The sequence below is a fragment of the Paenibacillus sp. CMM36 genome, assembly GCF_053570945.1.
Window position 1 is genome coordinate 262,046 of sequence record NZ_JBSEDY010000003.1, and the last position, 24,297, is coordinate 286,342.

General features: G+C 41.4%; 15 protein-coding genes. 11 read left to right on the forward strand and 4 right to left on the reverse strand.

Going from position 1 to position 24,297, the window contains the following annotated elements:
- Window positions 1-3 precede the first annotated feature (3 nt).
- The 6 genes from ACWA2B_RS08515 to ACWA2B_RS08540 all read left to right on the forward strand — a co-directional run bounded on the left by ACWA2B_RS08515 (window position 4) and on the right by ACWA2B_RS08540 (window position 5,949).
- The gene (locus ACWA2B_RS08515) at window positions 4-3,126 is read left to right on the forward strand and encodes a hypothetical protein (protein WP_449291922.1); all 3,123 of its coding nucleotides are present in this window, start codon (window positions 4-6) and stop codon (window positions 3,124-3,126) included.
- Window positions 3,123-3,860 (forward strand): hypothetical protein, encoded by a 738-nt coding sequence (locus ACWA2B_RS08520; protein WP_449291923.1) that lies wholly within the window; start codon window positions 3,123-3,125, stop codon window positions 3,858-3,860. The genes ACWA2B_RS08515 and ACWA2B_RS08520 overlap by 4 nt, the downstream gene beginning before the upstream one ends.
- Window positions 3,861-4,436: 576 nt before the next feature.
- Window positions 4,437-4,703 (forward strand): hypothetical protein, encoded by a 267-nt coding sequence (locus ACWA2B_RS08525; protein ID WP_449291924.1) that lies wholly within the window; start codon window positions 4,437-4,439, stop codon window positions 4,701-4,703.
- 105 nt (window positions 4,704-4,808) lie between these two features.
- The gene (locus ACWA2B_RS08530; protein ID WP_449291925.1) at window positions 4,809-5,168 is read left to right on the forward strand and encodes a contact-dependent growth inhibition system immunity protein; all 360 of its coding nucleotides are present in this window, start codon (window positions 4,809-4,811) and stop codon (window positions 5,166-5,168) included.
- Between the two features lie 351 nt (window positions 5,169-5,519).
- The gene (locus ACWA2B_RS08535; RefSeq protein ID WP_449291926.1) at window positions 5,520-5,708 is read left to right on the forward strand and encodes a hypothetical protein; all 189 of its coding nucleotides are present in this window, start codon (window positions 5,520-5,522) and stop codon (window positions 5,706-5,708) included.
- 67 nt (window positions 5,709-5,775) lie between these two features.
- Window positions 5,776-5,949 carry a hypothetical protein gene (locus tag ACWA2B_RS08540; protein WP_449291927.1) on the forward strand — a complete coding sequence of 58 codons (174 nt, stop codon included), beginning with the start codon at window positions 5,776-5,778 and terminating at the stop codon, window positions 5,947-5,949.
- 836 nt (window positions 5,950-6,785) lie between these two features.
- Here ACWA2B_RS08540 and ACWA2B_RS08545 read toward each other — a convergent pair.
- Together ACWA2B_RS08545 and ACWA2B_RS08550 are read right to left on the reverse strand one after the other, a co-directional pair.
- Window positions 6,786-7,808 carry a hypothetical protein gene (locus tag ACWA2B_RS08545; protein ID WP_449291928.1) on the reverse strand — a complete coding sequence of 341 codons (1,023 nt, stop codon included), beginning with the start codon at window positions 7,806-7,808 and terminating at the stop codon, window positions 6,786-6,788.
- 1,126 nt (window positions 7,809-8,934) lie between these two features.
- Complete coding sequence (locus tag ACWA2B_RS08550) at window positions 8,935-9,945, reverse strand: LacI family DNA-binding transcriptional regulator (protein WP_029515929.1); 1,011 nt, start codon at window positions 9,943-9,945, stop codon at window positions 8,935-8,937.
- 1,300 nt (window positions 9,946-11,245) lie between these two features.
- Between ACWA2B_RS08550 and ACWA2B_RS08555 the strand changes: the two genes are divergently transcribed.
- Complete coding sequence (locus ACWA2B_RS08555; RefSeq protein WP_341071609.1) at window positions 11,246-15,058, forward strand: GH32 C-terminal domain-containing protein; 3,813 nt, start codon at window positions 11,246-11,248, stop codon at window positions 15,056-15,058.
- A 1,364-nt stretch (window positions 15,059-16,422) separates the two neighbouring features.
- Here the strand turns inward: ACWA2B_RS08555 and ACWA2B_RS08560 are convergent.
- Both ACWA2B_RS08560 and ACWA2B_RS08565 read right to left on the reverse strand, forming a co-directional pair.
- Window positions 16,423-17,418: a carbohydrate kinase family protein gene (locus tag ACWA2B_RS08560; protein WP_029515926.1), complete on the reverse strand. Its 996-nt coding sequence runs from the start codon at window positions 17,416-17,418 to the stop codon at window positions 16,423-16,425.
- A 22-nt stretch (window positions 17,419-17,440) separates the two neighbouring features.
- A complete protein-coding gene (locus ACWA2B_RS08565; protein ID WP_449291929.1) occupies window positions 17,441-18,475 on the reverse strand; it encodes a LacI family DNA-binding transcriptional regulator in 1,035 nt (344 codons plus the stop codon).
- A 506-nt stretch (window positions 18,476-18,981) separates the two neighbouring features.
- Between ACWA2B_RS08565 and ACWA2B_RS08570 the strand changes: the two genes are divergently transcribed.
- The 4 genes from ACWA2B_RS08570 to ACWA2B_RS08585 all read left to right on the forward strand — a co-directional run bounded on the left by ACWA2B_RS08570 (window position 18,982) and on the right by ACWA2B_RS08585 (window position 24,069).
- Complete coding sequence (locus tag ACWA2B_RS08570) at window positions 18,982-19,866, forward strand: ABC transporter permease (RefSeq protein WP_230584986.1); 885 nt, start codon at window positions 18,982-18,984, stop codon at window positions 19,864-19,866.
- A 14-nt stretch (window positions 19,867-19,880) separates the two neighbouring features.
- Window positions 19,881-20,762 (forward strand): carbohydrate ABC transporter permease, encoded by an 882-nt coding sequence (locus ACWA2B_RS08575; protein ID WP_029515923.1) that lies wholly within the window; start codon window positions 19,881-19,883, stop codon window positions 20,760-20,762.
- Between the two features lie 18 nt (window positions 20,763-20,780).
- Window positions 20,781-22,400, forward strand: a complete 1,620-nt coding sequence (locus ACWA2B_RS08580) for an ABC transporter substrate-binding protein (RefSeq protein WP_029515922.1) — start codon at window positions 20,781-20,783, stop codon at window positions 22,398-22,400.
- Window positions 22,401-22,497: 97 nt separating this feature from the next.
- The gene (locus ACWA2B_RS08585) at window positions 22,498-24,069 is read left to right on the forward strand and encodes a glycoside hydrolase family 32 protein (RefSeq protein ID WP_081317544.1); all 1,572 of its coding nucleotides are present in this window, start codon (window positions 22,498-22,500) and stop codon (window positions 24,067-24,069) included.
- Window positions 24,070-24,297 lie beyond the last annotated feature (228 nt).

Here is a 24,297-nt window from a genome sequence, read left to right on the forward strand (position 1 = left end):
AAGTTGAATCACACACAAACGATGTTAACGTATACGGAGTTGGAATGTACAGGTCCATATCCTCTTCAAACGATAAGCGAACTGCGTATTGAACGAAAATTAAATGACCATGCCCGGTTAAAGATCAGTGGATGGTTAGATGAAGAGGAGAGAGATCAATACATAGAACAGGACCAGGATAACGAACCGGTCATTATCCGTACCAAAACAGAGAATGGTCAGCCTGAACTCATTTTGTTCCATGGTTTACTGGTCCATGCAGAAACACGGATGGTGCGTGGCATCTATTATGTGGAGCTTGAGGCTGTTTCTCATACGATTCAGTTGGATATCACACCTGTAACGCGTTCTTATCAGGATACTTTAATGCCCTACGGAAATTTGATCAAGCAAATCATTCAGAAGTACAATCAGGCCGATGTTATCGATAACGTAACAGACGGTACTATCTTGCATGAATTTACTTTACAATATCGAGAGACGGATTGGGCCTTTCTCAAACGGATGGCTTCCCGGTTTGGAACGGTGTTGATCCCAGAGATTTCATTGAATGGACCTAAATTCTGGTTTGGTATGCCTGAGGGGCAGTACGTTGAGATGAGGCATCCGGTTTACCGTACTCGACGTAGTTTTGATCCGAAAAGGATAGCGGAATTCAGCTATATGATGGAGAGTGAAACGCTTGCCCGGCCCGGAGACCTCACGAATTGGAATGGTGAGCAATGGATGGTGGCAGAAGTCACTTCTGAATTGCGGAAAGGGTTGCTGTTACACGAATATGAACTGGTTCACGAACAGGGAATTCATCAAACAGAGATTTTGTGCCCTCACCTCACAGGAGCTTCACTCGATGGACGTGTATTAGAAGCCAAATCAGGCCGAATCCGTGTTCATCTTACAGTGGATGAAAAACAAGATCGGGATAAGGCATGGTGGTTTTCATATGCCAGCAGTTATACCGCCGAAGGTCATAGCGGTTGGTACGTCATGCCGGAACGAGGAGATAGAATATCTGTCCGTTTCCCTACAGAGCAGGAGGCGGACGGATATGCGGCAAGTTCCATACGACAAGGGCGAAGCTCGTCACCCAAGCTTGCTGATCCAGCCACCAAGTATTGGGGGACGCCTCATGGCAAGGACATCAAGCTAAGTGCCAGTGAATTGAAGGTGACGGCTAAATCGGAACAGGTTCACATTCAATTGAATGGTTCGGGTATTCAGGTCGTCAGTGAACATGAATTGTCATTGTCGGCAGGTAAGACGCTCTCCTTGCATGCAGACGGGGAGCTGGATATTCAAGCTGCCGAGGCTATTTATTTCAAAGCAGGCAGTAGTAGCTTGGTGTTGGATGGAGAAACGGATATACGGTCCGCTAAAGTACAGCTGGAAGGCACGGTTAAAAGACCGGTTTTTGTTGCTGATTTAGCACCGATTTGGGAACCCCCACTAATGTCTGTGAAAGCTTATGCGGAGGCGCAGGCGGCGAAAAGTGCAGCAAACAGCAGTACAGGGGGAAGCTCCAATTCAAGCGTTACATCGAAAGATGGGGGAGCCGTTAAGTCAGCCATAAACACTCCGAATTCACCGAAGGCTAGTCTACTCGATGGCGTATTGGGACTAGCCCAGAAAGTATGTGATGTGGCTGCGTCTATTCCTGTATTGGGTGCCATACCGAAAGCAGCAAGTCAAAAAATAGCTTCAATTCGTTCCGAAGTGGCTTCCTCCGGACCGTCATCCATAGTTAAATATGCGGCAGCCGGTTTGTCTATGATTGCCAGCGTACCTTCCCATGGTTGGGGAGTGGTGTTGGGGAAGACCGCCAAGGTTGCTGCCCAAACCTTACATGCGCACGCTGAGGAACAGAGGGCTCGTGAACGGCATGCGACGATGGATTTTCTCGGTAAGGTATGGACGAGTGCCAGAGGATATGGAGAAGTCCAATCCATACATGACTTCATCAACTATGTAAAGGGAGTCAATCAGGCTTCCGTACAAGCCTATAGCGATATTCCTTCTGATATACGGGAACGCTGGTATCAAAGAAATGTGGATCAACAGTTTGAGGATGCGCTGAATGCCTACCATAAAGATCCAGAACGTGTGAATGATCTTATGGTTTTTATAAGACATCAAAACGAGAACAGACACCCTATTCCCTATTCTGGAGTGGAGTTTATCTCGCCGGAAGAGTATATTGAACCGGGTGAAGAGTTGAATCTTACAACTGAGCAGAAGAAATTTATGGTGGACTATTTTAATTCCATTGAAGAGTATAGAAAAAAATATGGAACCGCTATCTATAAGGATAGTATATTTGATGAAGAATCACGTATTGAATCAATGCGAGAAAGTAATGAATCATTATTAGCAGTAGGAGGGGCAGTAAAGGACTCTGCTTATGAGAGTGCAGAGGCCATGATAGAAAGGTTTCGAAATTTCCCTAATATAAATATCCCTCAAATGTGGGATGATTACAAAAACACATGGACAGGTTTAGGGAATGATATTGCAAAGACAGCATCTGACCCAGATGCTGCCTATGAAGAATTGAAAAGCAACTCAAAAGAGGAAAATGCTCATTTGCTAGTAGGTACAGCATTTGCATTTGCATTTGCAATTAGAAGGAAAGGGAAGAGCCATTCTAAAGATAACGGTGCTCCACCAGGAGGACCGCATAAGAAGGATGATCCTCCTTCTGAGGGGACGGGTAATGGTGGTATAACAAAAGGGTTTGAAAAACTTGTAAAATCAGTAAAAAATATTAGTGATAAGGCCAAAGAAGGAAAAATTAAATATGCAAGCAACTATCATGGTAGACTCGGAAAGGAAAAGGAGTTGGAAATATTATCCAATCCTGACGCGGTTTATGTAGCAGGAAATAACTCGCAAAACTTAATATATAGGAAGGGAGAGAATGTGGTAATAGTTGAAAGCAAAGGCAGTTCAAAAGGAAATACAATTACCAGTTATGGACCAGATGGAGCAAGAGGAGAAAGTGGTGCTGCAATTTTTGGTGGTAAAGCCACAGAACCAGGAATGCCCGTCACACATGACGCAATTGTAAATGGAACTATTCCAACTCCTAGTGGGGGAACTATGCCACCTGCTACGCAAGTATTACCATGAAAAATATGAAAATAATAATTGATGAAAAGCAGTCTATAATAAGTAATACAGAGATAAGATGGTACTTATCTAGTCAAATCGTATGGATTGGTAAGGAGAAAAATTACAACGAGATTGAAAAACTGAGAAATACAAGTTATGGAAGTTTTGAATGGTTGTGGTCCGATGCAGATACTATATTATTTAATCGGGACGGTTTGGGTTTTATAGGAGCAGTAATAAAGTTAAACGAACCAATAATAGTGAAAAAAAGTAAAATGGATGTAAAATTAATTGAAGAGGAATATGGGGACATCAAAATAAGTGATAAGAGTAATTTCAATTGTAAATTATCAGATTTTACCGAGTACTATGTTGAAGAAGATATATTACTATCCTATTCAGAAAAATGGAGCGGAACAAACCCGTCCATTGAAATAAAAATGACCTCAGACTTTTCAGTTATTTTACAGAATAACGAGATGATGGGGATTGTGATTTATAAGGCTAGTAAACATCTACTACCGGATGGTATTCACCAAATTGGTGAAGTTGAAGACATTAAATCAGACTTACGTATAAGGTTAGGTTGTTTTTTTGAATTACTTGAGAAAATGGAAGATGATTTGACTCAACATGAAGAATTAGAATTAAAAAATGCATTTATGGAAATTTATGAACAAGTATTGCCCTACGATGCACCGAGTTATATTGGATTAAGAGACACTATATTAAATGTAGTAGACTATATGTAATCTTGAGAAATCAACAACCTCATCATAATCAACATAACCTTTGTTCATGTAAAAAGTTTTTATGAAATGAGATGTACGCACAAAATAACTAAAAAACCTATACCCTTAATTAACGCAATTGCGTTACGTTGAACAGGTCGATTATGATGAGATATTACCATAATCGACTTATACATAAAAAATCCAAATTTCCTAAATATATTCTTCAAATGGTGGATGATTACGTAGAAACATGAACAGGTTTAGGGCATTATATTGCTACTATTGCGTCTGATCCAAATGCTGCTTAAAAAAACAGCTCCAAACAAGAAAACGCCCATTTGTTAGTAGAAGCAGCATTTTAATTTGCCGTTGGAAGGAAAGGAAAGAAGCATTCCAGAGATGATGGTGCTTCACCAGGAGGATCGTATAATGATCATTCTTCTGAGGAGACGAATAATGATGGTTCGGGCGGTAGTAGGACTAGAATAATTTCAAGTATTAATGATTTATCAGATGCTGCAAAATCCAAAATCACTACTAGTCAGAGGGCTACTTTGAATCAACAAGAAAAGAACATACTCACATTTAATCGAAATGGATTTAAAAGGAGCACAGAAAGACTTAGAAGGCAACCCTGTTCCAAAAACAGGTGGAGGTTATTATGATCATGCCCAAGAAGTTTCTGACGCATATCGTGGTTTAGTTGATATGAAAAAAAGTTGGGAAGGGGTTCTTAAAAATCCTAATTTGGACACTGAACTCCGACAACTTTATACTTCTAAGTTAAATGAAGTAGACGTTTCGATGAAAAAAATTGAAGATATGTTTGCCCCTCATGGCGGAGTGTATCCACCTAAATAATGATTGGAGTAATGTATATGATTAATAGAAAAAAAAGCATTAAAAGAGTTTCTGACAAATGAAGAATATGGAAGTATTATGGAAAACGCAACACAATTTTGAGATATGTTACTACCTGTATGGAACTTACAGATTACAGGGAAATGTCTATATGAGTTATCAAACTTTGATTTGATTCGTTGTATTAGCCAAGATGTTTTCGAGGATTTAGCAACGTTTGAAATTATTGAGAGGATTGATGAACAGAATACACCTTTTTATGCTGATATTGATTCAATGGAATTGATGGAGAAATTATCATCTGTTAGTTCTGAAATGCTTTCAGTGTATAAGGGTAAATTAGATAGAATCATTGAAAATATTGAACAGAAGCACTTAATAGATTTAGCAGATATCTGGAAGTTTGATGAACAGAAAGAAACATACAAAGACTATATCAATAAAATAAAGAATAAAATACAATGATTTAATTTTTAAAATTATGAATGTCTGTCAAATGAGGTATAGTCAAGTCCCCATTTAGTGATATTAGTGATAGTAGGAACTGCAAGATATTTTGTGTAAACATTTCACAGGGTGGACATGAACCTCTGAATTTTGTTTTGTAATTTGACCTTGAAAGGCTGTAGTCTTTCAAGGATTTTTCTTTGTTCACCTTGTCGAGAAGAAGCAAATCGTCAAGGAAGTCAATTCTGCCCTATCCTACAGCGAATGATGAGCAATGCCACCACGCAAAAGAGTGACGATTAGGATGCGTTCTGCATTCCAAAGTATTGCTTGCTAGACTGATGAATTGCCGGATGCGATCCATTAAACATGTACTGGAAAATTGTGCAACTGGTAGCAAGGCGGAATGTCATCGCCAAACATGCCAGTGGCTTGAAGAATCAGATGCACCAACAATTAAGCTATCACTATCCGTCTTACAAGCAGTTCTTCTGTGACATTGACGGTAAAGCCGTTCTTGCTTTCTGGTTATCCAGTATATTGGGATGGAAGACTTAGTTGGATTATGTATATGAGTAAAGATACAAAGAATAAAAATTATATTATTGAACCCAAGGAAGTGTACATGGCAAAGTCTACAGGTGAATTTCACGAGCATTACAATGTAAAAGAGATTTTAAAGGATAGATACAGCTATATATGCGAGACAGCAATCCAGGATATTGAGCCGTTTTGTAAACATATTGAGACTTGGTTTAATTTGGAGGATGCAAGACCTGTATTACCTAAAATGCCATGAGTGATATTTATTAGGTGCGTATAAAGTTTAAAGAGGGAGCTATGTTAGCCCTAATTGCTAAACTCTTTGCACTCATAGCTGACCTTACGTCTATATAATTCGGCGAATTTAGTATTATCGGCTTACTCAGAGTTTAGTAGAAGCTGTTTTTTTTATTATGATCTACCGCTAGTCATAGAAAACGTAAAGTCTCAATCATAGTTATATAAAACACAAAAAGTCTCAAGTTACGGTATAATTAATCTCATTTGTAACCATAAAAACAACCTATTTTATGCTTTGTTAGTCTCAATTATAAGCATTACTCACAGAGTGTGTGGTGTCATAATTAATGAGAATGTATTCATAATTAATGAGAAAAAAATTTCATAATTGATGAGAAATGAATATTTATACACTAGTATACATCGGTGGAGTTATTGTATGGTGTCCGAATATAAGAAGATGGCGAAGAAATAAACTATTTGAGGGGAATGATTTAAAATGACAAAAGAAAAGGATTAGTACTGTAAAAATAAAGTAATAGACTGGAGTCGTTGACTTAACAACGTTTTCGAATTGAAGAACCGTCAACTTTTGAGAAATAAGTTTTAGACTAATCCATTAAATGAAACAGCGGCAGAACAAGACCTGATAAATAAGGTCTTAGACTGCCGCTGTTGTTGTTAAACTAACGTTTCCCGTTAGTCTAACATTACATATTTAACTATTTATAAAGTTTTTTAAATCATTTTCTATAAAGTGATTTGGTTTCCATCCTTTTATTAGCTTATCTACTAAAAATGTATCTACCGCACTCAATGAAATTCCTAATAAAGTGCCAGCTCCTGAGCCACCTACTGTATTAAGTAAACCTGCACTTGTAAACAGCCCAACCTGATTGTTTTAGATGGTAATTTCTCAGCCCAAGTATTTGCATTATTAGCATTAAAGTATTCCTGTATTAAATTAGCTTCTGGGGGTAAATCACCAATAAACTCCTTGAATTTTCTACTATTTTCATATATAGATATATACTCTGAAAAAGTCTTTTCCCCGGAATTCAAAACTCCTCTAACATTTCCAGTTTTCAGTACAAAATTATTAAATGTTTCTATACTATTACTTCCACTAACGATTTTGTTATAAAGGGAATCAAATCTGTTCGCAATTAAGATAGAAGATGATGGGCTTAATTGGAAATCCGATGAGTGCTTTGACCATACTTCAAAGCTAGAAAAAGTCGAAAAATAACTTCCTAGAAATGAGAGAGGGTCAATTATCTCTTTACTAATATTATGTTCTAATTCATATCTTTTTAAAAGAGCATCATCTTCTATGATGTGTAATTTTAACTTAATATCTTTTGGAAGTTTCTTTAAAAGTAAAGGATTGGTCTTTATAAGGGAATTTTCTAAGTAATTTATGATTTGTTCTTCAGATTCCATTTCTTCTGCATACTTTTTTGTTGTTTCAAAATAAATATCATCTCTACTCATTAATCTGTAAAGTTTTCTTGCCAAAGGTAAGTCTGTAAAATGCCCATTAGGACTATTCAACCCACCTTTTTCCCACAAGTAATCTAAGTATGGGTCTACATCATCTTCATCCATTGAGGTAAACATTATTTCTGTTTTATCATCGTGGTGGAAAGTTCTAGTAACTGGTACAACCCAGAAATAAACTAATTCAATATTTTCTTTGTGTTCTTCTAAAAATGGAATAAATTCAGCAGGATGGACTTGTGAAAACAAACGATTTAACAGATTCTCATTGACGATTATTTTTACCTTATCATAAAAAATTGCTTTCTCTGCTATTGTCCCTAAATCGCAATCACTAGAAACACATATACTTTCAAACATTACAGCAACCTCCATATAATCCACATGGTATAATCTACCATTACTAATCTGCTGCATTAATTCAAGTACATTTATTCACAATCCATATAGTAATTTTAACATAAAGACTCAATAATAAATCACTCCCCCCTTATGAGGGATCAATATTTTTTACAATGCTACAACCATACTAGTTATTGAAATCTCATGGTTAACCTATCTGTCCGTTAGCTTAATGAAGCATCGTCAGTCTCTCTATTTCCTCAGTCTACAACTTTATTTGCTGAGTCTAACACTTTATTTTTTAGTCTAGAACGTTATTTTCTCCTGACAATTAAAATGCGCTGATGTTATTGAGTATTGTGGTACTACTGATTCTTTGGGATGGCTAATGAGTACAACAGGTTCAATACTAAAAGAAGCCAGGAGAATGATGGGCTCGGAGTCTTAAGTAGGATAAGAAAGTAAATAATATGTAATTTCTCCGAATAGGTAGGTTCAATTGCGAACCTACCTTTTTTCATTGAATACAGTTATAGCTATTTCTATAAATAAAAAAATTATTTGTATTATGCGACATAAGGACAATTTATTTTTAAATATATCTTTTAAGAAAATCTAATATAAACGTATTATTTATATCAGATTCATTTAAGTATAAACTGCTACTTATAAGCCTAACTTTACGCAAATGCAATAATTAGAAAGGAGATAGGGCTGAATTGTGAAGAGGTTTTTCGTCTTTTTAAAAATGAGATCTACGCTAAATGCTTCTCTTAACTCATTTTAATTTAGTTACCAAAATACCTTCTACAGTTCGGGCGCTTACTCATCTGAAAAATTCATTACACATCAAAACTTAATTAACGCGAAAAACATAACTTATTTGGAGGAATATCATTGAAAATCAAAGTGCTGATTCAATTTCTTATTTATTTATGTCTATATTGTAATGATAGAAGTACACTATGGTTATTAACTATAAGGAGCAAAAAAATAAAACATAAGAATGTGAGAAAGATTAATTTTTTAGTTTTGCTATCTCTCTCATTCATACTACCTTGGTATCTGAAAATCTTATTCATCTTACCTTGCTTAAAAATAACAGTGTATATGCTCTGAATAAAAATGGTTCCCTGTATCTTTGTTACATACAACTTGATTAGGAAGACTTCGTGGAGCCTCTATGAACGATGCATGTCTCAAGATGAATGGTCTCATTCCGTCGATCCGGCTGCTCCAATCGAGCCAACAAGGACTCAACGACGCGTGTACCGAGTCCGTACGGATAAGTATGTACGGTCGTGAGCGGAGGATCGATAATCTTGGCATTAGCAATATCGTCAAAACCTGTTACCTCGATTTGTCCAGGAACATCGATGTGCAGCTCCTTTAGCGCACGAATAACCGAAATTCCAATATCATCGTTGGCACAAACAAATGCTGTCGGAAGCTTTGGAAGCTGCTTCAACTGTTCAAGCATCCACTCAACAGATAGATAAGGATTGTTGTCCTCAAGCTTGATGCTGAACGTCTCTCCAGATGAAGCGCGATGCATCCGGAGGGCTTGATCGTAACCAAGCCAACGCTCATAGAAGCTTCGACAGTGATTGTGGTCTCCGATAAATCCAATCTCCGAATGGCCGCGTCCAATGAGAGAACGAGTAAGATTGTATGTCGTGCGGTGATTCTCCATCAAGAGGATGTCGAATTTGTGTGGAGAGTTCAACGACTCTGGCAAAAAATCGATAAATACCGTTGGAATGCCCGTGTTTAGAATAGTTTCAATATAGGCTTCTTGGAAGATCTCAATACAAACAATTCCGTTCACATTTGATTGGTTAATATTGGAGGGCAGTGTGCATGAATGGATATCCTCAGGATTGACAAGAGATAAGATCAGATTAAAGCCTTCAGCGCGCAGGGAGGTTTCCATTCCTTTAATCGTTTCAGAGTAGAAGCTGATGGCGTTAATGTCCCCTCGTGTAAGAAGAGCAATATTGCCTCCATTCATAAAACTGTAGTTTTTGTATTTCATCTCCGCTGCTTTTTGGATTACTCTCTTTTTTGTGCCCTCTGGAATTTGCGGATGGTTGTTGAGGGCTTTGGATATGGTATTTCGAGACAGCCCCATTGCATCCGCGATGTCTTGAACCGTTACTTTCTCAGCCATAATAAGCTCCTTTTTATCCTGCTTCATAAAATCTTAAATGATAAACAAAAATTTATTCAAATGTAAATGTGAATGTGGTTTTTAGCTTGAAAACAATTCTTTGATCTTGCATACTGCTAATAAACATTCCCCTCTTATACTACACTACTCTTTGCCTTTTTTGTAGTAAGAGTTAGATAAAAAAGATTCTATACTATTAGGATAAATCGGTGTTCTTCTAAGAAAAGAAAGAGAGCTAGGCCCCTTCTCGTGAGGGTTTGCTATCAAGGAAATATATAAACTTAAACAAGTAACAGAGTGAGTGGGATTTTCATTGCTTTTTATTTTTGAAAGCGCTATACTTTTGGTTATATAAATTAATGTTTATAAATATTGATTATAAATGTAAACTTGATGAACAATTAAATGCACAAGTATAAGTATTTTGAGGGTAAGGATGGAGGTAAACTAAAATGAGCTCTGTATAACCGGCTGTGATTTTATTGAGCTTTTCCGCCGGATAGCCAAATTACAGATTCGCTACACAACTCCTAAGACGGGGTCGAAAATTACAAACACTGAGTATTCTGCGGCGGGTCTTGCCGTTCCCGTTGGCTGGGAAACCGATGTCAATGCAGCAGTTTATAGCGAGATTTAAATGGGGTGCTGCGTAAGGATTCCTACTGCTTGTAATATATCGTAGGTACGGGGGGGCGGTGTTAGTGTTTATTCGGAAGGTGAAATTATACATATACTTGTATATCCGAAGAGTGGACAAATGCTGACCAGACGGCATTCTGAAGATGAATTCGTTAACATAGGGACGCCTTGAAGGCCATTGAAGCCAGATGAGAAAAAGGACCACGAGCTGCCGTTGAACCATATCGCATTAGATATGGAAGCCTTCTATATTGCTGGTCCATAAACCCGTGTCATTTTACTTTTGTCAACTCACAAAATTTTTTGGGCGGCGTTATGCAGCTGCTGCTGATTTTCCCGCTGAACCGGTAGGTTGTGCTCCGGAACCTGAACGGTTATGTCAATTTAAGTGCCATTTTGGAGCATAAGGATGAGTATAGTGTTCCACCGGGCTCGGATATTATTGAAAATTAACAAAAAGGGAAAGAGAGAGGGGAGTCGGAGTTTGAACATTCCCAATAGTCTCGTTCAGATCCTAAAATAGAAATCACAAGTTCAAGCTCTATATATTTTATAACAAATTTAATATGCTATCCCGGCCAGTTACTGTGCTGTAACTGGCCGCCTTCTACTTTTTTGGTAGAAGATGATTATTCCGTAGAGTAGAAATGGAGGGTAATCGATGAAAAAGAAATTCAAAGCTGTGCTGCACATCCTCATGGTGATGGCTATTATTATGACTTCATCTGGAGTTTACGCCGCTAGTCCTGATACCGGCTGGGCTGCACGGGCGGTAGGTAACACAGGAAAATCGGAAAAGGAGGGTCTTTCTATTTTTGAAAACGTTATAAATCTAAATACAAATTTGACAGGATGGCAGGTAAAAGGAAATGGCAAGTGGGGAGATGCCGCAGAAGGGCTCCTGCTGACATCTGATCCGCAGGAGGACGTGATGGCCATCTCAGAAACAATAGCAGATGATTTCCTGTATGAAGCCGATGTTATGATCAAGGATATGCAAGCGGATGCTTCTTTGCTCTTCCGTTCCAATGAAGACGGATTGAATTCGTATATGCTTCAAATTGCACCGCAGTCCGGTATTATCCGTTTAAAAGATGCGGGCAGTGGAGCAGGTAAATTAAATGAAGAGCATCCGGTTTCGCTCAAAAAAGGGGAGATCTATCATCTCAAGGTAAAAGCTGAAGGGGCCTCGCTGAAAGTATATTGGGGAACTCAATATAAGCCTGTGATTGATGTTCAAGACAGTTCATACCGATCTGGCCGCCTTGGACTTCACGTCTGGGATGGGTCAGCCTTGTTCCAAAACATAACCGTTAGCGATCTGAAAGGGAATCTGGGTTTGGTACTTGTGAAAAAAGGACAGTGGCAGCCTGACCTCAGCGGCCAAAAAGGAACGTCTGTGAACCAGAGCAAGGCTCAGCAAATCTATAGCAGGCAAGCTGCTGACTTTGTATATGAAGGAACAATCGTTTTCCGCTCCGATGCTGCTGCCGCTCTAGCTTTCCGGTCCTCTACCGATGGAACACGTGGATATGAAGCTACTCTGGTGAAGGAAGGAGAGCAGGTCCGCGTATCGCTGACGAAAGCGGATGGAACTGCAATTGCAGGCTCAGAGCGACCTTATCCGAGCTTAGCGGGGGCGAAGCATTATATGGAAGTAAAGGCAATGGGTAACCGGATTCAAGTTTTCGTGGACGGTTATACTCCACCAGCAATCGATGTAACGGATCATTCGTATTCAACAGGAAACGCCGGTCTTGTTGTGAAAAAAGGAAGCGCTTACTTTCGGGATACTTATGTCACGGAAGCTAATAATTATTATACTGAAACCTATCGTCCCCAGTATCATTATACACCGATCCGTGGGTACGCCAGTGACCCGAACGGGTTGGTCTATTTCGAAGGTGAATACCATCTTTTCCATCAGGATGGAGGCACATGGGCCCATGCCGTCAGCAAGGATATGCTGAGCTGGAAACGTCTGCCGATTGCACTTCCGTGGAATGATTACGGGCATATCTGGTCCGGATCTGCTGTGGCGGATGTAACGAATACTTCAGGCTTATTTACGGATTCGGGCGGCAAAGGTCTGATCGCCTATTATACTTCCTATAACCCGGATGGTCCTAATGGCAACCAGCGCATTGGCCTTGCTTACAGCAAGGATCAGGGGCGTACGTGGCATTATGCCAAGAATCGTCCGATCGTGGTTGAGAACCCCGGCAAGAACGGGGAAGAACCGGGGGGATGGGATTTCCGCGACCCTAAGGTGATTCGCGATGACGAGCATAATCGCTGGGTCATGGTAGTGTCCGGTGGTGATCATATCCGGTTCTTTACATCGGCTAATTTGCTGGACTGGACGTTGACCGACAATTGGGGTTATGGAGATTATGTTCGTGGCGGTGTGTGGGAATGCCCTGACCTGTTTCCACTGGTCGTGCAGGAAACGTCAGAGAAGAAGTGGGTTCTCATGATCAGTACAGGGGCGAATTCGGCAACAGGAGGATCGGATTCTGAATATTTTGTGGGAAGTCTGACTGCAGAGGGGAAATTCGTAAATGACAATCCGGCAGGAAAGGTGCTGAGAACGGATTTTGGCAAGGAGTATTATGCATCCATGTCTTTCTCGGACATGACGGATGGGCGCAGAGTGATGTTGGCGTGGATGTCCAACTGGGATTATCCGTTCGCTTTTCCGACTTCGGGCTGGAAGGGGGGACTGACTGTTCCGAGAGAGGTTGCTCTGGTCATGACCCCAGACGGACTCCGTCTCGCCCAGGGTCCGATCAAGGAGATGGAACATCTGCGCAGCAGGCTGTTCTCTGTAACTGACAAGATGATCAATCCATCTTCTCCAAACCTGCTGAAGGGACTTGTTTCTGGAGCATATGAGATTGAAGCCGAACTGGAGATTCCGGCTGGAAGTAACGTAACAGAGTTTGGTTTTAATCTACGTGAAGGTGTGAATCAGAAGACTGTGGTGGGTTATAAGCCAGGCGAAAGTAAATTGTTCGTGGATCGCTCTGCTTCCGGAGCTACGGATTTCTCCAATCTGTTTACCACAAGACATGAAACGGGGATGAAAGCCGAGAACAAGCGGATCCAGATGCGGATTTTGGTGGATGAATCCTCTGTTGAGGTCTTCGCTAATGGAGGCAAGGTGGTTTTCTCCGAGGTCATATTTCCTGATCCGGCCAGTAGGGAGATGAGCTTCTATAATCAGGGTGGCAATGTGAAGATTGTTTCTCTGTCGGTAAACAAGCTTGGATCAGTGTGGAATTCGGATAACGATTCGCCACTACGGATTGCAATGGACACGGGTGACCGTGAACTAGGGATAGGGCAAAGCGAAACGCTGCGGGCGGCAGTGGAGAATGGGCCTGGCAATGGTGTTCACCCGCTGGAGTGGAAATCCAGTAATGCCAAGGTGGTAGGCATAAAGGGAGCCGGCGCTTCTCAGGCAACTCTTATGGCCAAAAAAGAGGGCGAGTCCGTCATTACTGTATCCACCCCGAATGGAAAGGCATCCGCCAGCCTTCTTGTAAAAGTCTCTGGCGGCGAGTTTCATACCAGTCTCAGCGGCTGGACCCCAGATCCGTCAATGGCTTCATGGGTACTCAGCAAGGATGGAATTCGTGGAAGATACTCAAGCGACGCGAATTATATGGCCCAGGAGCAGGCTGGGGATTTTACTTATGAAGCTGAACTGAAGCTTGGCACGTCCGGCGGGGCTGGTTCACTTCTGTTCCGTGCAAGCGAGGATGGGCACAGCGGCTACTACCTGAATCTAGATCCTAACATGAAGTCTATTCGCCTGTTCTACAAAATAGATGGACGATTCGAGGAACGACAGGTTCTGGCGAAAGTCCCGGTCTTCATCCAGCGAGGCCAAACCTATAAAATAAAGATTCAAGCGGAAGGCCCGCATATCGTGGTACATATGGGAGGACTGAAAATAATGGATCTGAAGGATGGGACCTTTGCCGAAGGTCATTTCGGACTTCATGTCTTTGGCGGCTCTGTCTCTTATCAGAATGTAAATGTGACAGGAGGGAAACCGGCCAAGTTGAGGGTATCAAGCCTCGTGAACGTAGCATTCCAAAAATCCATATATACAGCCCGCCTGGCAAATGGCGAAGCAGTTAGTGTACAGGATGCAAATGAAGCCTCGGATCAAAAATGGGTGTTTGTGCCGACCGGAGATGATGCAGGTTCCTATTCCATCCGAACGACCTCCGGACAGGCGCTGGATCTGGACGCGGAGCACAATAAAATTCAGCTCTATTCTTATTTGGGCTACAATAATCAGCGGTGGATTGTCCACAAAAATAGGGATGGTTCGGTTGTCATTATCTCAGTTTATCATAATAGGGCTTTGACCATATCCGAGGATGGTTCAAAGCTTACGTTAGAGACTCCTCCAACGGATGAAATGCGACGAAATAGGTGGAAAGTAAGCTCTGATTTTTAGTTCTATCTTGTAGAAAAGCCCCTTCGCTTGGCGTAGAGGGGCTTTTGGCAAAAGGCGGATTTGTTATTGTGTTCATGCAGCTTCAGCTTACTTCTGTCAGGTTAGGAAAATCAATTTCTTGCTGGTCAGGAAAGCGTCGAGCTTCTTTCGCTTTTCGTATCGCCAGCGAGTGATAGAGACTGAGTGATAGAGACATATGAACAAGACCCGTTGAGATGTCCATGCTGCAAGCACCAGGTGTTGCTTGTGGTGATTTGGCATGCCGATTTGGACGGATTTATTATTATGTGCAACGAGAATATAAAAAATCAAAAGAAATGGTGAATAATAAATGATGATAAACCACGAGGCCAAGGGAACGAATAGGATAAAATGAAATGGATTTGTAGGAGCCAAGGGAAAAGAGCTTTAGGTATGGATAGACTTTGTGTGGAATGTGGGACGGAATCGAATAAACCAAACATAACTTAACGATGGGGGCATTATTAATGAATATGGATGATGAGAAATTACTGTAGTGCTTTCAGAATGAGACTTTTCCCCTTGTAAGAAACAATTTTTAGACAGGGGAATGATGTACTTTGAAAATTTCAGATCGAGTATTAAGGCTTTATCTAAATCACATTTGCTTGGATTTGTGGCGGGGGCCTTACGGCGGTAAAAAGCACTATGACTAAGACGAAAGCCTCCAAGTGGGGAGTATTATTCTTCTGATGACCATACCTTTGATTATCAGGGCAAAGCTAACCCTCAGGACCATCCGGCAATTTTAAGTCACTTTATCGATTGGGAGTGGTTTTTCTTAGGTTGTGGGAACGATAGAGTCAATGGTTCTTCGGTCTTTGATGAAAGTGTTGAGTTCATTATTTTAGAGTTATAACAAATGGGTAAAAAGAAGCCCATTATCGTCGATACCTTTATGGAACCAGCATTTTTAAGAGGAATTTCGCCTACAACCAGGTTTTCTTTGTGTTTGCCGAAGATGGACTAATTCGATCAGAGTATTTAGATCGAGATCACCTGAGAGGCATGGAGGATTTATTTCCTGTTTTATTTGATCCACAATGTACAAGAAGTGAAACACTAAATACAGTTGTTAAAGCTTCAAATCACTACCTACAATAAGCACAGCAATGTGAATTAAAATGTTTTATGAAAACATCTGAGTCAAATAAAAATGGAATATTATCGGCAATCGAAAATATTTTGGTCTGTCTTAAATACAAGGAGCTACTACATAGGATAGTAGTAGTTTCCTTTTGATTAAACTCCCTTGATATGATTTAGTTTCCTCACTTCACTTTCCAAGGAATAACTAAAAAGGTGCCAGCGACCCTAGGATCGTCGGGACACCTTTGCTGTTCTTACAGTTCGATTTTTGTTTCACCCTGTTGCTCTATGAAATGCTTAACTTCTTCCAACGATGGCAAGGCTGCAATCGCTCCAACTTTAGTGCACACGATAGCGCCGACTTGATTGGCAAGTGTTATAAATTCCTGCTGTTGCTCCCAATCGGAGGTAAATGCCTTGGGCTGACTCAGCTGGCTGATTTGATACAGCATAGCTCCGACGAAGGCATCACCGGCACCGGTAGAATCGATCGATTTAACAGTAATACTGCTGATTAGCGAACGGGAGGTACCGCTTGAGATGAGAGTACCTTCTTTCCCCAAGGTAACTGCCACCGTTTTGGCTCCCAACCCATGCAAAAGATCCAATGAAGCATTGCGGTCAGTCAGCCCCGTAATGATATTTAATTCCTCTTCGCTTACCTTTACGAAATCCGCATTGTGTATTCCTCTTCTGGACAATGTTATAAACTCCTCCAGCCTATCTTTCCAGAGGTCCCCCCGGTAATTGGGATCAAAGGAGGTAAATTGCCCATTGGCTTTCGCTTCGTCCAATAAAGACAAATACGCTTCCCGGAAAGGATCGGCGAGCAAGGCCGTTGCCGAGCCAAAATGCAGAATGGCAGCCTGTCGAGTCCATTCTCTATCAATGTCCTGCAGAGACAGCTGACGGTCAGCTCCGCGGTTGAATACGAAATCTCGTTCGCCGTTAGCGGCAAGGGAAACAAAGGCCAGTGTAGTCGGTGTTTCCGGATCAAAAAGAAGCATGGAAGTATCCACATGCTGCTCCTCCAGCGTTTGCTTCAGGTAGATACCGAAGGGATCAGCACCGATTTTCCCCAAGAATGACGCTTTTCCTCCGAGTTTGGCTACGGCTGCGCTTACATTTGCCGGAGCACCGCCAGCCTGCTTGGAGAAATGCTGACCCTTGGCAAGATTAACATCAATATCCGTGCAGAAAAAATCAATGAGCAACTCGCCCACACAAAGAACCGTTCTGTCATTTTTCACTTTGATTCACCTCTTGGTAGATTTAGTTTAGAACAGGGGTCGAGTCCCGGTATACGATATCCGTTGCAACATGAGTCACTCGGTATGGCATGGTATTGTCTTTGATTCTGGACAATAACATTTCGGCTGAAATAATACCCATCTGACTACTGTAAATATGCACGGTTGTAAGATGAGGCTCGACAACCCGGGATTCCGAAGCATCATCGAACCCGCAGACAGCAACATCTTCTGGGACTTTAATCCCTTTGTTTTTTAAAGATTTGATCACGTTGATGGCAATGAAATCATTGGCGCAAATAAAGACGGAGGGACACTCCCTCAGAGCATCCAACTGCTGTTCCATCCAGTTCTCCTCTATAAAGAAGTTGCGGTCAGGCGCTACAATGCTATGGGCAGGATCTACGGCGATTTTTGCTTCTGCTAAGGCCCTATTAAATCCGGTCCAGCGTTCATTGAAGCTTTTGCAGTGATTGTAATCGCCTACAAAACCGAAGCTTTCATAGCCATGATCGATTAATTTCCGGGTAACACAGTATGTGCTGTGTTCATTTTCCATTAATACCAGATCCGCCTTCAATTCTGGATACATCATATCCGCAGCGCAATCAATAAAAATGGTTGGGATGCAAAGATCTGTGATCAGCTTGCTGTATTCCTTGCTGAACATTTCGATGCAGAAAATGCCAGCCACATTCGAAGGTTCAAAATTGCCGGGTAGGGTCATCGAATTGATATCATTCTCACGGACAAAATAAATGGATAAAGTATAGCCCTGTTTGCTGATTTCCTTCTCCAGTCCGCTGATCAACAAAGATCCAAAGTGTGAGCTATTAGGAAGATTACAGGTCAAAAGTGCGATATTGCCTTGTTTTTCAGAAGCTGTTTCCATATAAGAAAATTGTTTGTATTTAAGCTCCATTGCTTTTTTGACCACCTTGTCCCTAGTAACGGTGGGAATACTCTCCACTCCATTAAGCGCCTTGGATGCAGTGTTTCTGGAAATTCCCAAGGCATCAGCGATATCTTGTATCGTAACCTTTGACTTTCTCGTCATATTGTTCACCTTATTCTCCGAATTAAGATTCTTCATATTTCTAAATATATAGTATTTTCATGTTTTTAACAATGTATTTATTCAAATGAACAATAATGGTTTACGTTTGTTTATTTATATTGTGTATTTTTGATGTATTTTTGCTAAAAACATTATAATTATCTTGAAATACGCTTTTTGAATGAATTTTTCACCCGAATTATATTGACTAATTAAATGTACATCTGATAAATTGTAAGAGTGAAATATGTTCAAATGTAAATTGTAAGCCCATTCATTTTGGGAATGTGTAAAATTCTCGTTCTGTTGGAGGTGTGGATATTACAAGCAAGTATTTGAAAAACATCTTGGTTAATTATGTCAGAGAGATGACATAACATGGCTTATATTTTGTGTCGTATAACAAGCCGTGAACAGTAGGAGGGAAAATATTGGCAAATTCGATCGTTCAAAAAAGGGGATTAAAGGCTTCAGAAACAAAAAAAAGAAACCATTGGTTAAGCTATATGCTTCGAAATTATATATTGTATTTGTTTCTGCTTCCGTCCATAATTCTTACCGTCATTTTCAAGTATGTTCCCATGTACGGCTCGATCATTGCGTTTAAAAATTTCAGCCCAAGAAAAGGCATCCTCGGCAGCGAATGGGTTGGATTTGAACATTTTCAGCGGTTTCTTTCATCACCAAATTTTTATGACATATTAATGAATACGCTTAAATTAAGCGCTTACGGTCTTATTCTCGGCTTCCCAGTACCCATCATTCTGGCCTTAATGCTAAATCTGGTCAGAGGAGCGAAGTTCAAGAAGAATATTCAGCTTATTGTATACGCACCTAACTTCATCTCGGTTGTTGTTGTTGCCGGTATGCTGTTTGTTTTTCTATCGCCAGCTGGAATAGTGAACGCTTTGGTAACAACCTTCACCGGCAAGCCGATTGCTTTTATGACTGATCCTGCCTATTTCCGAACGGTATATATTTTGTCTGGTATATGGCAAACAGCGGGCTGGTCCTCTATCATTTATGTGGCCACCTTAGCCAATGTGGACCCGCAGTTGCATGACGCTGCAACAATTGATGGTGCTTCATTGATGAAGAGAATCTTCCACATTGATCTGCCAGCTCTTAAACCCGTCATGGCCGTCCTGTTCATTCTCGCTGCAGGAGGTATTATGTCGATCGGCTATGAAAAGGCTTACCTAATGCAGACGGCTCTGAACACACCTACCTCGGAAATCATCGCGACTTACGTATACAAGGTGGGGTTGCAATCCGGCGATTATGCTTATTCTACGGCAATCGGGTTGTTCAATTCCGTAATTAATGTATTCCTGTTGATTTTCGTAAATACCGTCGTCAAGAAGCTGAACGAAGGAGAAGGGCTGTATTAAAGAAGGAGGTATTTATGGATATTCATTACACCGGGAAGGACCGGATTCTGCTCATCATCAATTATATTCTACTTGGTTTGTTTGTTCTCGCTATTCTGTTACCGCTGGTTTATGTGGTGCTTTCGTCCTTTTTAACTCCAAATACCCTGATTACCAAAGGGTTTGCCATTACATCATCAGACTGGACACTCACGGGATATGCCAAAATCCTAAGCAACAGTGCCATGATCCGCGGTTTTTTTAATGCTATTTTTTATTCAGCAGCCTTTGCGTTCGCAACCGTATTATTTTCCGTCTTCGCGGCTTATCCGCTTGCGGTTGAAGAGTTGGTAGGGAAACGGTCCATTATGATCTTTTTCCTGATAACGATGTTTTTCGGTGGCGGTCTGATTCCTACCTATCTGGTGATTAAGGATTTAGGCATGTTGAATACGGTCTGGGCCATTATTCTGCCCGGCTCGATCAGCGTATTCAATATTATTCTGGCAAAGACTTATTTCCAGGGACTTCCGAAAGAACTGTTCCAGGCGGCGAGTATAGACGGAGCTTCCGAGCTCAGTATTTTCTTTAAAATCGTCCTGCCGCTTTCCAAGCCTATTATTTTTGTTCTAGCTTTATACGCTTTTGTCGGACAGTGGAATTCTTATTTCGACGCCATGATTTATCTGGATGATCCGAAGCTGTTTCCGCTTCAACTAGTACTGCGCTCCATTTTGATACAGAATCAGGTTCAGCCCGGCATGATTGCCGATGCGATGGCACAAGCGGAGCTTAAGAAATTGTCTGAAATGATTAAGTACTCTGCCATTGTCATATCAAGTTTGCCTTTGATTGTCATGTATCCATTCTTCCAGAAGTATTTCGAAAAGGGTGTCATGGTAGGTTCGATCAAATAACAAATCGGGGGAATAGAGATGAAAAAAACATTACTAACCTTGTCTGTGTTGGCACTTTCTACTTCACTGCTTGCCGGATGCGGCGGTTCGGGCAATAATTCTGCGGCATCCGAAGATTACAAGCTGGAAAATGTTACTCTGCCGCTTAAAGAGAAAGTTACTTTGCATTTTATGACTCAAAGCTCGCCGCTGGCACCTTCCGATCCAAATGAAAAGTTGATTTATAAAAGACTGGAAGAAAAAACAGGGGTGCATATCGATTTTACCAACTTCACCTCCGATTCCTTCATTGAAAAAAGAAACCTTGCTGTTGCCAGTGGAGATCTTCCAGATGCCATACTGGATGCCGGATATTCCGATTACGATTTGTTGAACCTCGGAAAGGATGGAACTATTATCCCTTTAGAGGATTTGATTCAAAAATATATGCCCAATCTGCAGAAGGTATTAAAGGAAGCGCCTGAGTACAGATCCATGATAACCGCACAGGACGGGCACATTTATGCCTTTCCTTGGATTGAAGAACTGGGTTCTGAGAAGGAGAGCATTCATTCTGTAAACGACATGCCATGGATCAATGTGGAGTGGCTGAAAAAGCTGGGACTTAAAATGCCAAAAACCACCGAGGATTTAAAAAAAGTTCTGCTCGCATTTAAAAATGGCGACCCTAACGGAAATGGCCAAGCGGATGAAATCCCGCTGTCCTTTATGCTCAATAACGGCAATGAGGACCTGAATTTTCTGTTCGGATCATTCGGTCTTGGGGACAACGGCGATCATACGGTAGTGACCAATGAGGGGAAAGTGGTCTTCACTGCCGATCAGGACGGTTACAAAGAGGGGATTAAATATCTTAATGAGCTGTATAAACTGAACCTGATCGACGAGGAATCATTCGAGCAGGATTATAACACGTATCTAGCCAAAGGTCAGAGTGAAAGATATGGCCTCTACTTCCAATGGGATAAGGCGAATATTTCAGGAGACAACGATAAATATGAACTGATGAATCCGCTCGCCGGACCAAGCGGTGAAGTCAATGTGACCCGCACGAACAATCTCGGCTTTGACCGGGGGAGAATGGTGATTACCAGTGACAACCAAAATCTCGAGCTTACGGCAAAATGGATTGACCAGCTGTATGATCCTATCCAGTCCGTGCAAGACAACTGGGGTACCTACGGCGACAAAACTCAGCAGAACATTTTTGAATACGATGAAGCGAGTCATATGCTGAAGCATCTTCCGCTTAAGGGAACGGCCCCTGTCGAGCTACGGCAAAAAACGAACATCGGTGGTCCATTAGCAATTCTTGACGAGTATTACGGAACGGTTACGACTAAGCCCGATGATGCAGTGGGACGGCTTAAGCTCATGAAGGAAAGACTCGTTCCTTATATGAAGGCTGACCATAATTTCCCGAAAGTCTTCTTCTCTCTGGAGGATCAGAAGCAGATCTCCACATTGGAAACCGATTTGTTTGCTTACGTTAACCGCAAGCGGGCGGAATGGATCAAGACGGGTAAAGTGGAAGAAGAATGGGCCGAATATAAAGCCGAGCTGTCCAGACTGGGGCTAGATAAATGGCTGGAAATCAAACAGAAAGGCTATGACAGATATCTCAAAGATCAAAGCTGAAACATTTAAATGGTAGTATTTCAAATTCATTTGCAAACGAGCAACTCAAATTATTATGTTAAATACCTTATCAACAATCAAGAGGAGAGCGGATACTATGAAAGAATTAAACCTAACGGACGACTATAGCGGCAGAAAGAGAAAAAGTAACTATAGTGAGACGTACAGGCCTCAATTTCATTATTCACCGGAGAAAAATTGGATGAACGATCCCAACGGCATGGTTTACTTTGAAGGAGAATACCACCTGTTCTACCAGCATACGCCCCATGATACGCAGCCTGATTTTGGCAACATGCATTGGGGGCATGCGGTAAGCAAGGATCTAGTGCATTGGACTGAGCTTCCACCAGCGATTCCACCTGGGGAGGACGGAGCGATCTTCTCGGGGAGTGCGGTGGTGGATAAGAACAATACCAGCGGATTTTTCAAAGAGGAAGGATCAGGATTGGTGGCCATTTATACAAATGAGGGCAACAAGGCTCAGCCTGGAAAACCGCAGGTGCAAAGCATTGCTTACAGCAAGGATAAAGGTCGAACCTGGACAAAATATGAAGGTAACCCGGTTTTATTTCCAACGGACACGCTAGACTTTCGTGATCCGAAGGTGATTTGGCATGATGAATCATCAATGTGGATCATGGTTCTTGCCGTAAGGGACCGTGTAGAATTTTACACATCTCCAAACCTGAAAGAATGGTCTTTTGCAAGCGAATTCGGTTCCGACATTCCACATATACACCGAGGGATATTTGAATGTCCTGATATATTTCGAATCCAAGTGGATGAGGATCCTAATACCACGAAGTGGATTCTGATGCTAAGCGTCGGGGATAGAAATGGTGTGAATCCAGACGATCCGGAACCACCGGCAGGCGGTTCTGGCATGATGTATTTTGTAGGCAACTTTGACGGTAAGTCGTTCACGCCAGATGAAGCGTTGGAATCCATCGATACTATCAAATGGGTAGACTATGGATCAGACTTTTACGCGGCCGTGTCCTGGAATGGCATTTCGAACGAAGACGGACGAAAGATTTGGATCGGCTGGATGAATAATTGGCGTTATGCTACCACGCTTCCTTCAAAGGAATGGCGTGGCAAGACATCAATTCCCCGGGAGCTACAGCTAAGGACTTATCCCGAGGGACTTCGCCTAATCCAAACACCCATAAATGAATTAAGTCAGCTAAGAAAACCGATTTTGTCTCTACAAGACTTGACGATTAAGCCAGATATGAACGTGTTGTCTGATATTTCCGCAGCCAAGGCAGAAATTATTGCAGAATTTGAAATCGGTACTGCTATGGAATTCGGGTTTAAAGTACGGAAGTCCGCCAATCAGGAGACGATCATCGGATATAATATCTCGAATGAGGAATTGTTCGTCGATCGGACGAAGTCGAGCGCCACTGATTTTCATTCAGATTTCACAGCAATACACAAGGCCACTATGAAGCCAGAGCATGAGAGGATACAGTTGAGCATTTATCTGGATTGGTCAAGTGTCGAAGTCTTCGGCAATCATGGAAAAACAATCATTTCAGACATGATTTTCCCGGACTTCGAAAGTAAGGGACTAGAACTCTACGCCATTGGTGGAGAACTGAGGGTCGTGTCGCTTCAGATCAATGATCTGGTAAGCATTTGGGGAAATGAGAATGTTTAGACAGTAGTTATGATTATCATTCCAATTGAAACGTTCTTACAACAGAACCCGTTAAGCAGCGGCTTGATTCGACGAAATGGTTACAGCCCGATTGCTTATATCCGTATCTAAACTGGTCTCCAAAACTAATTAAAGTATTATCTTATGCCTGGACACGTAACCTCCCGTCGGCTCACAACCGTACCGGGGGTTCGTATCCTTAGAAGTTAGCAGAAATCGAAAGACTAA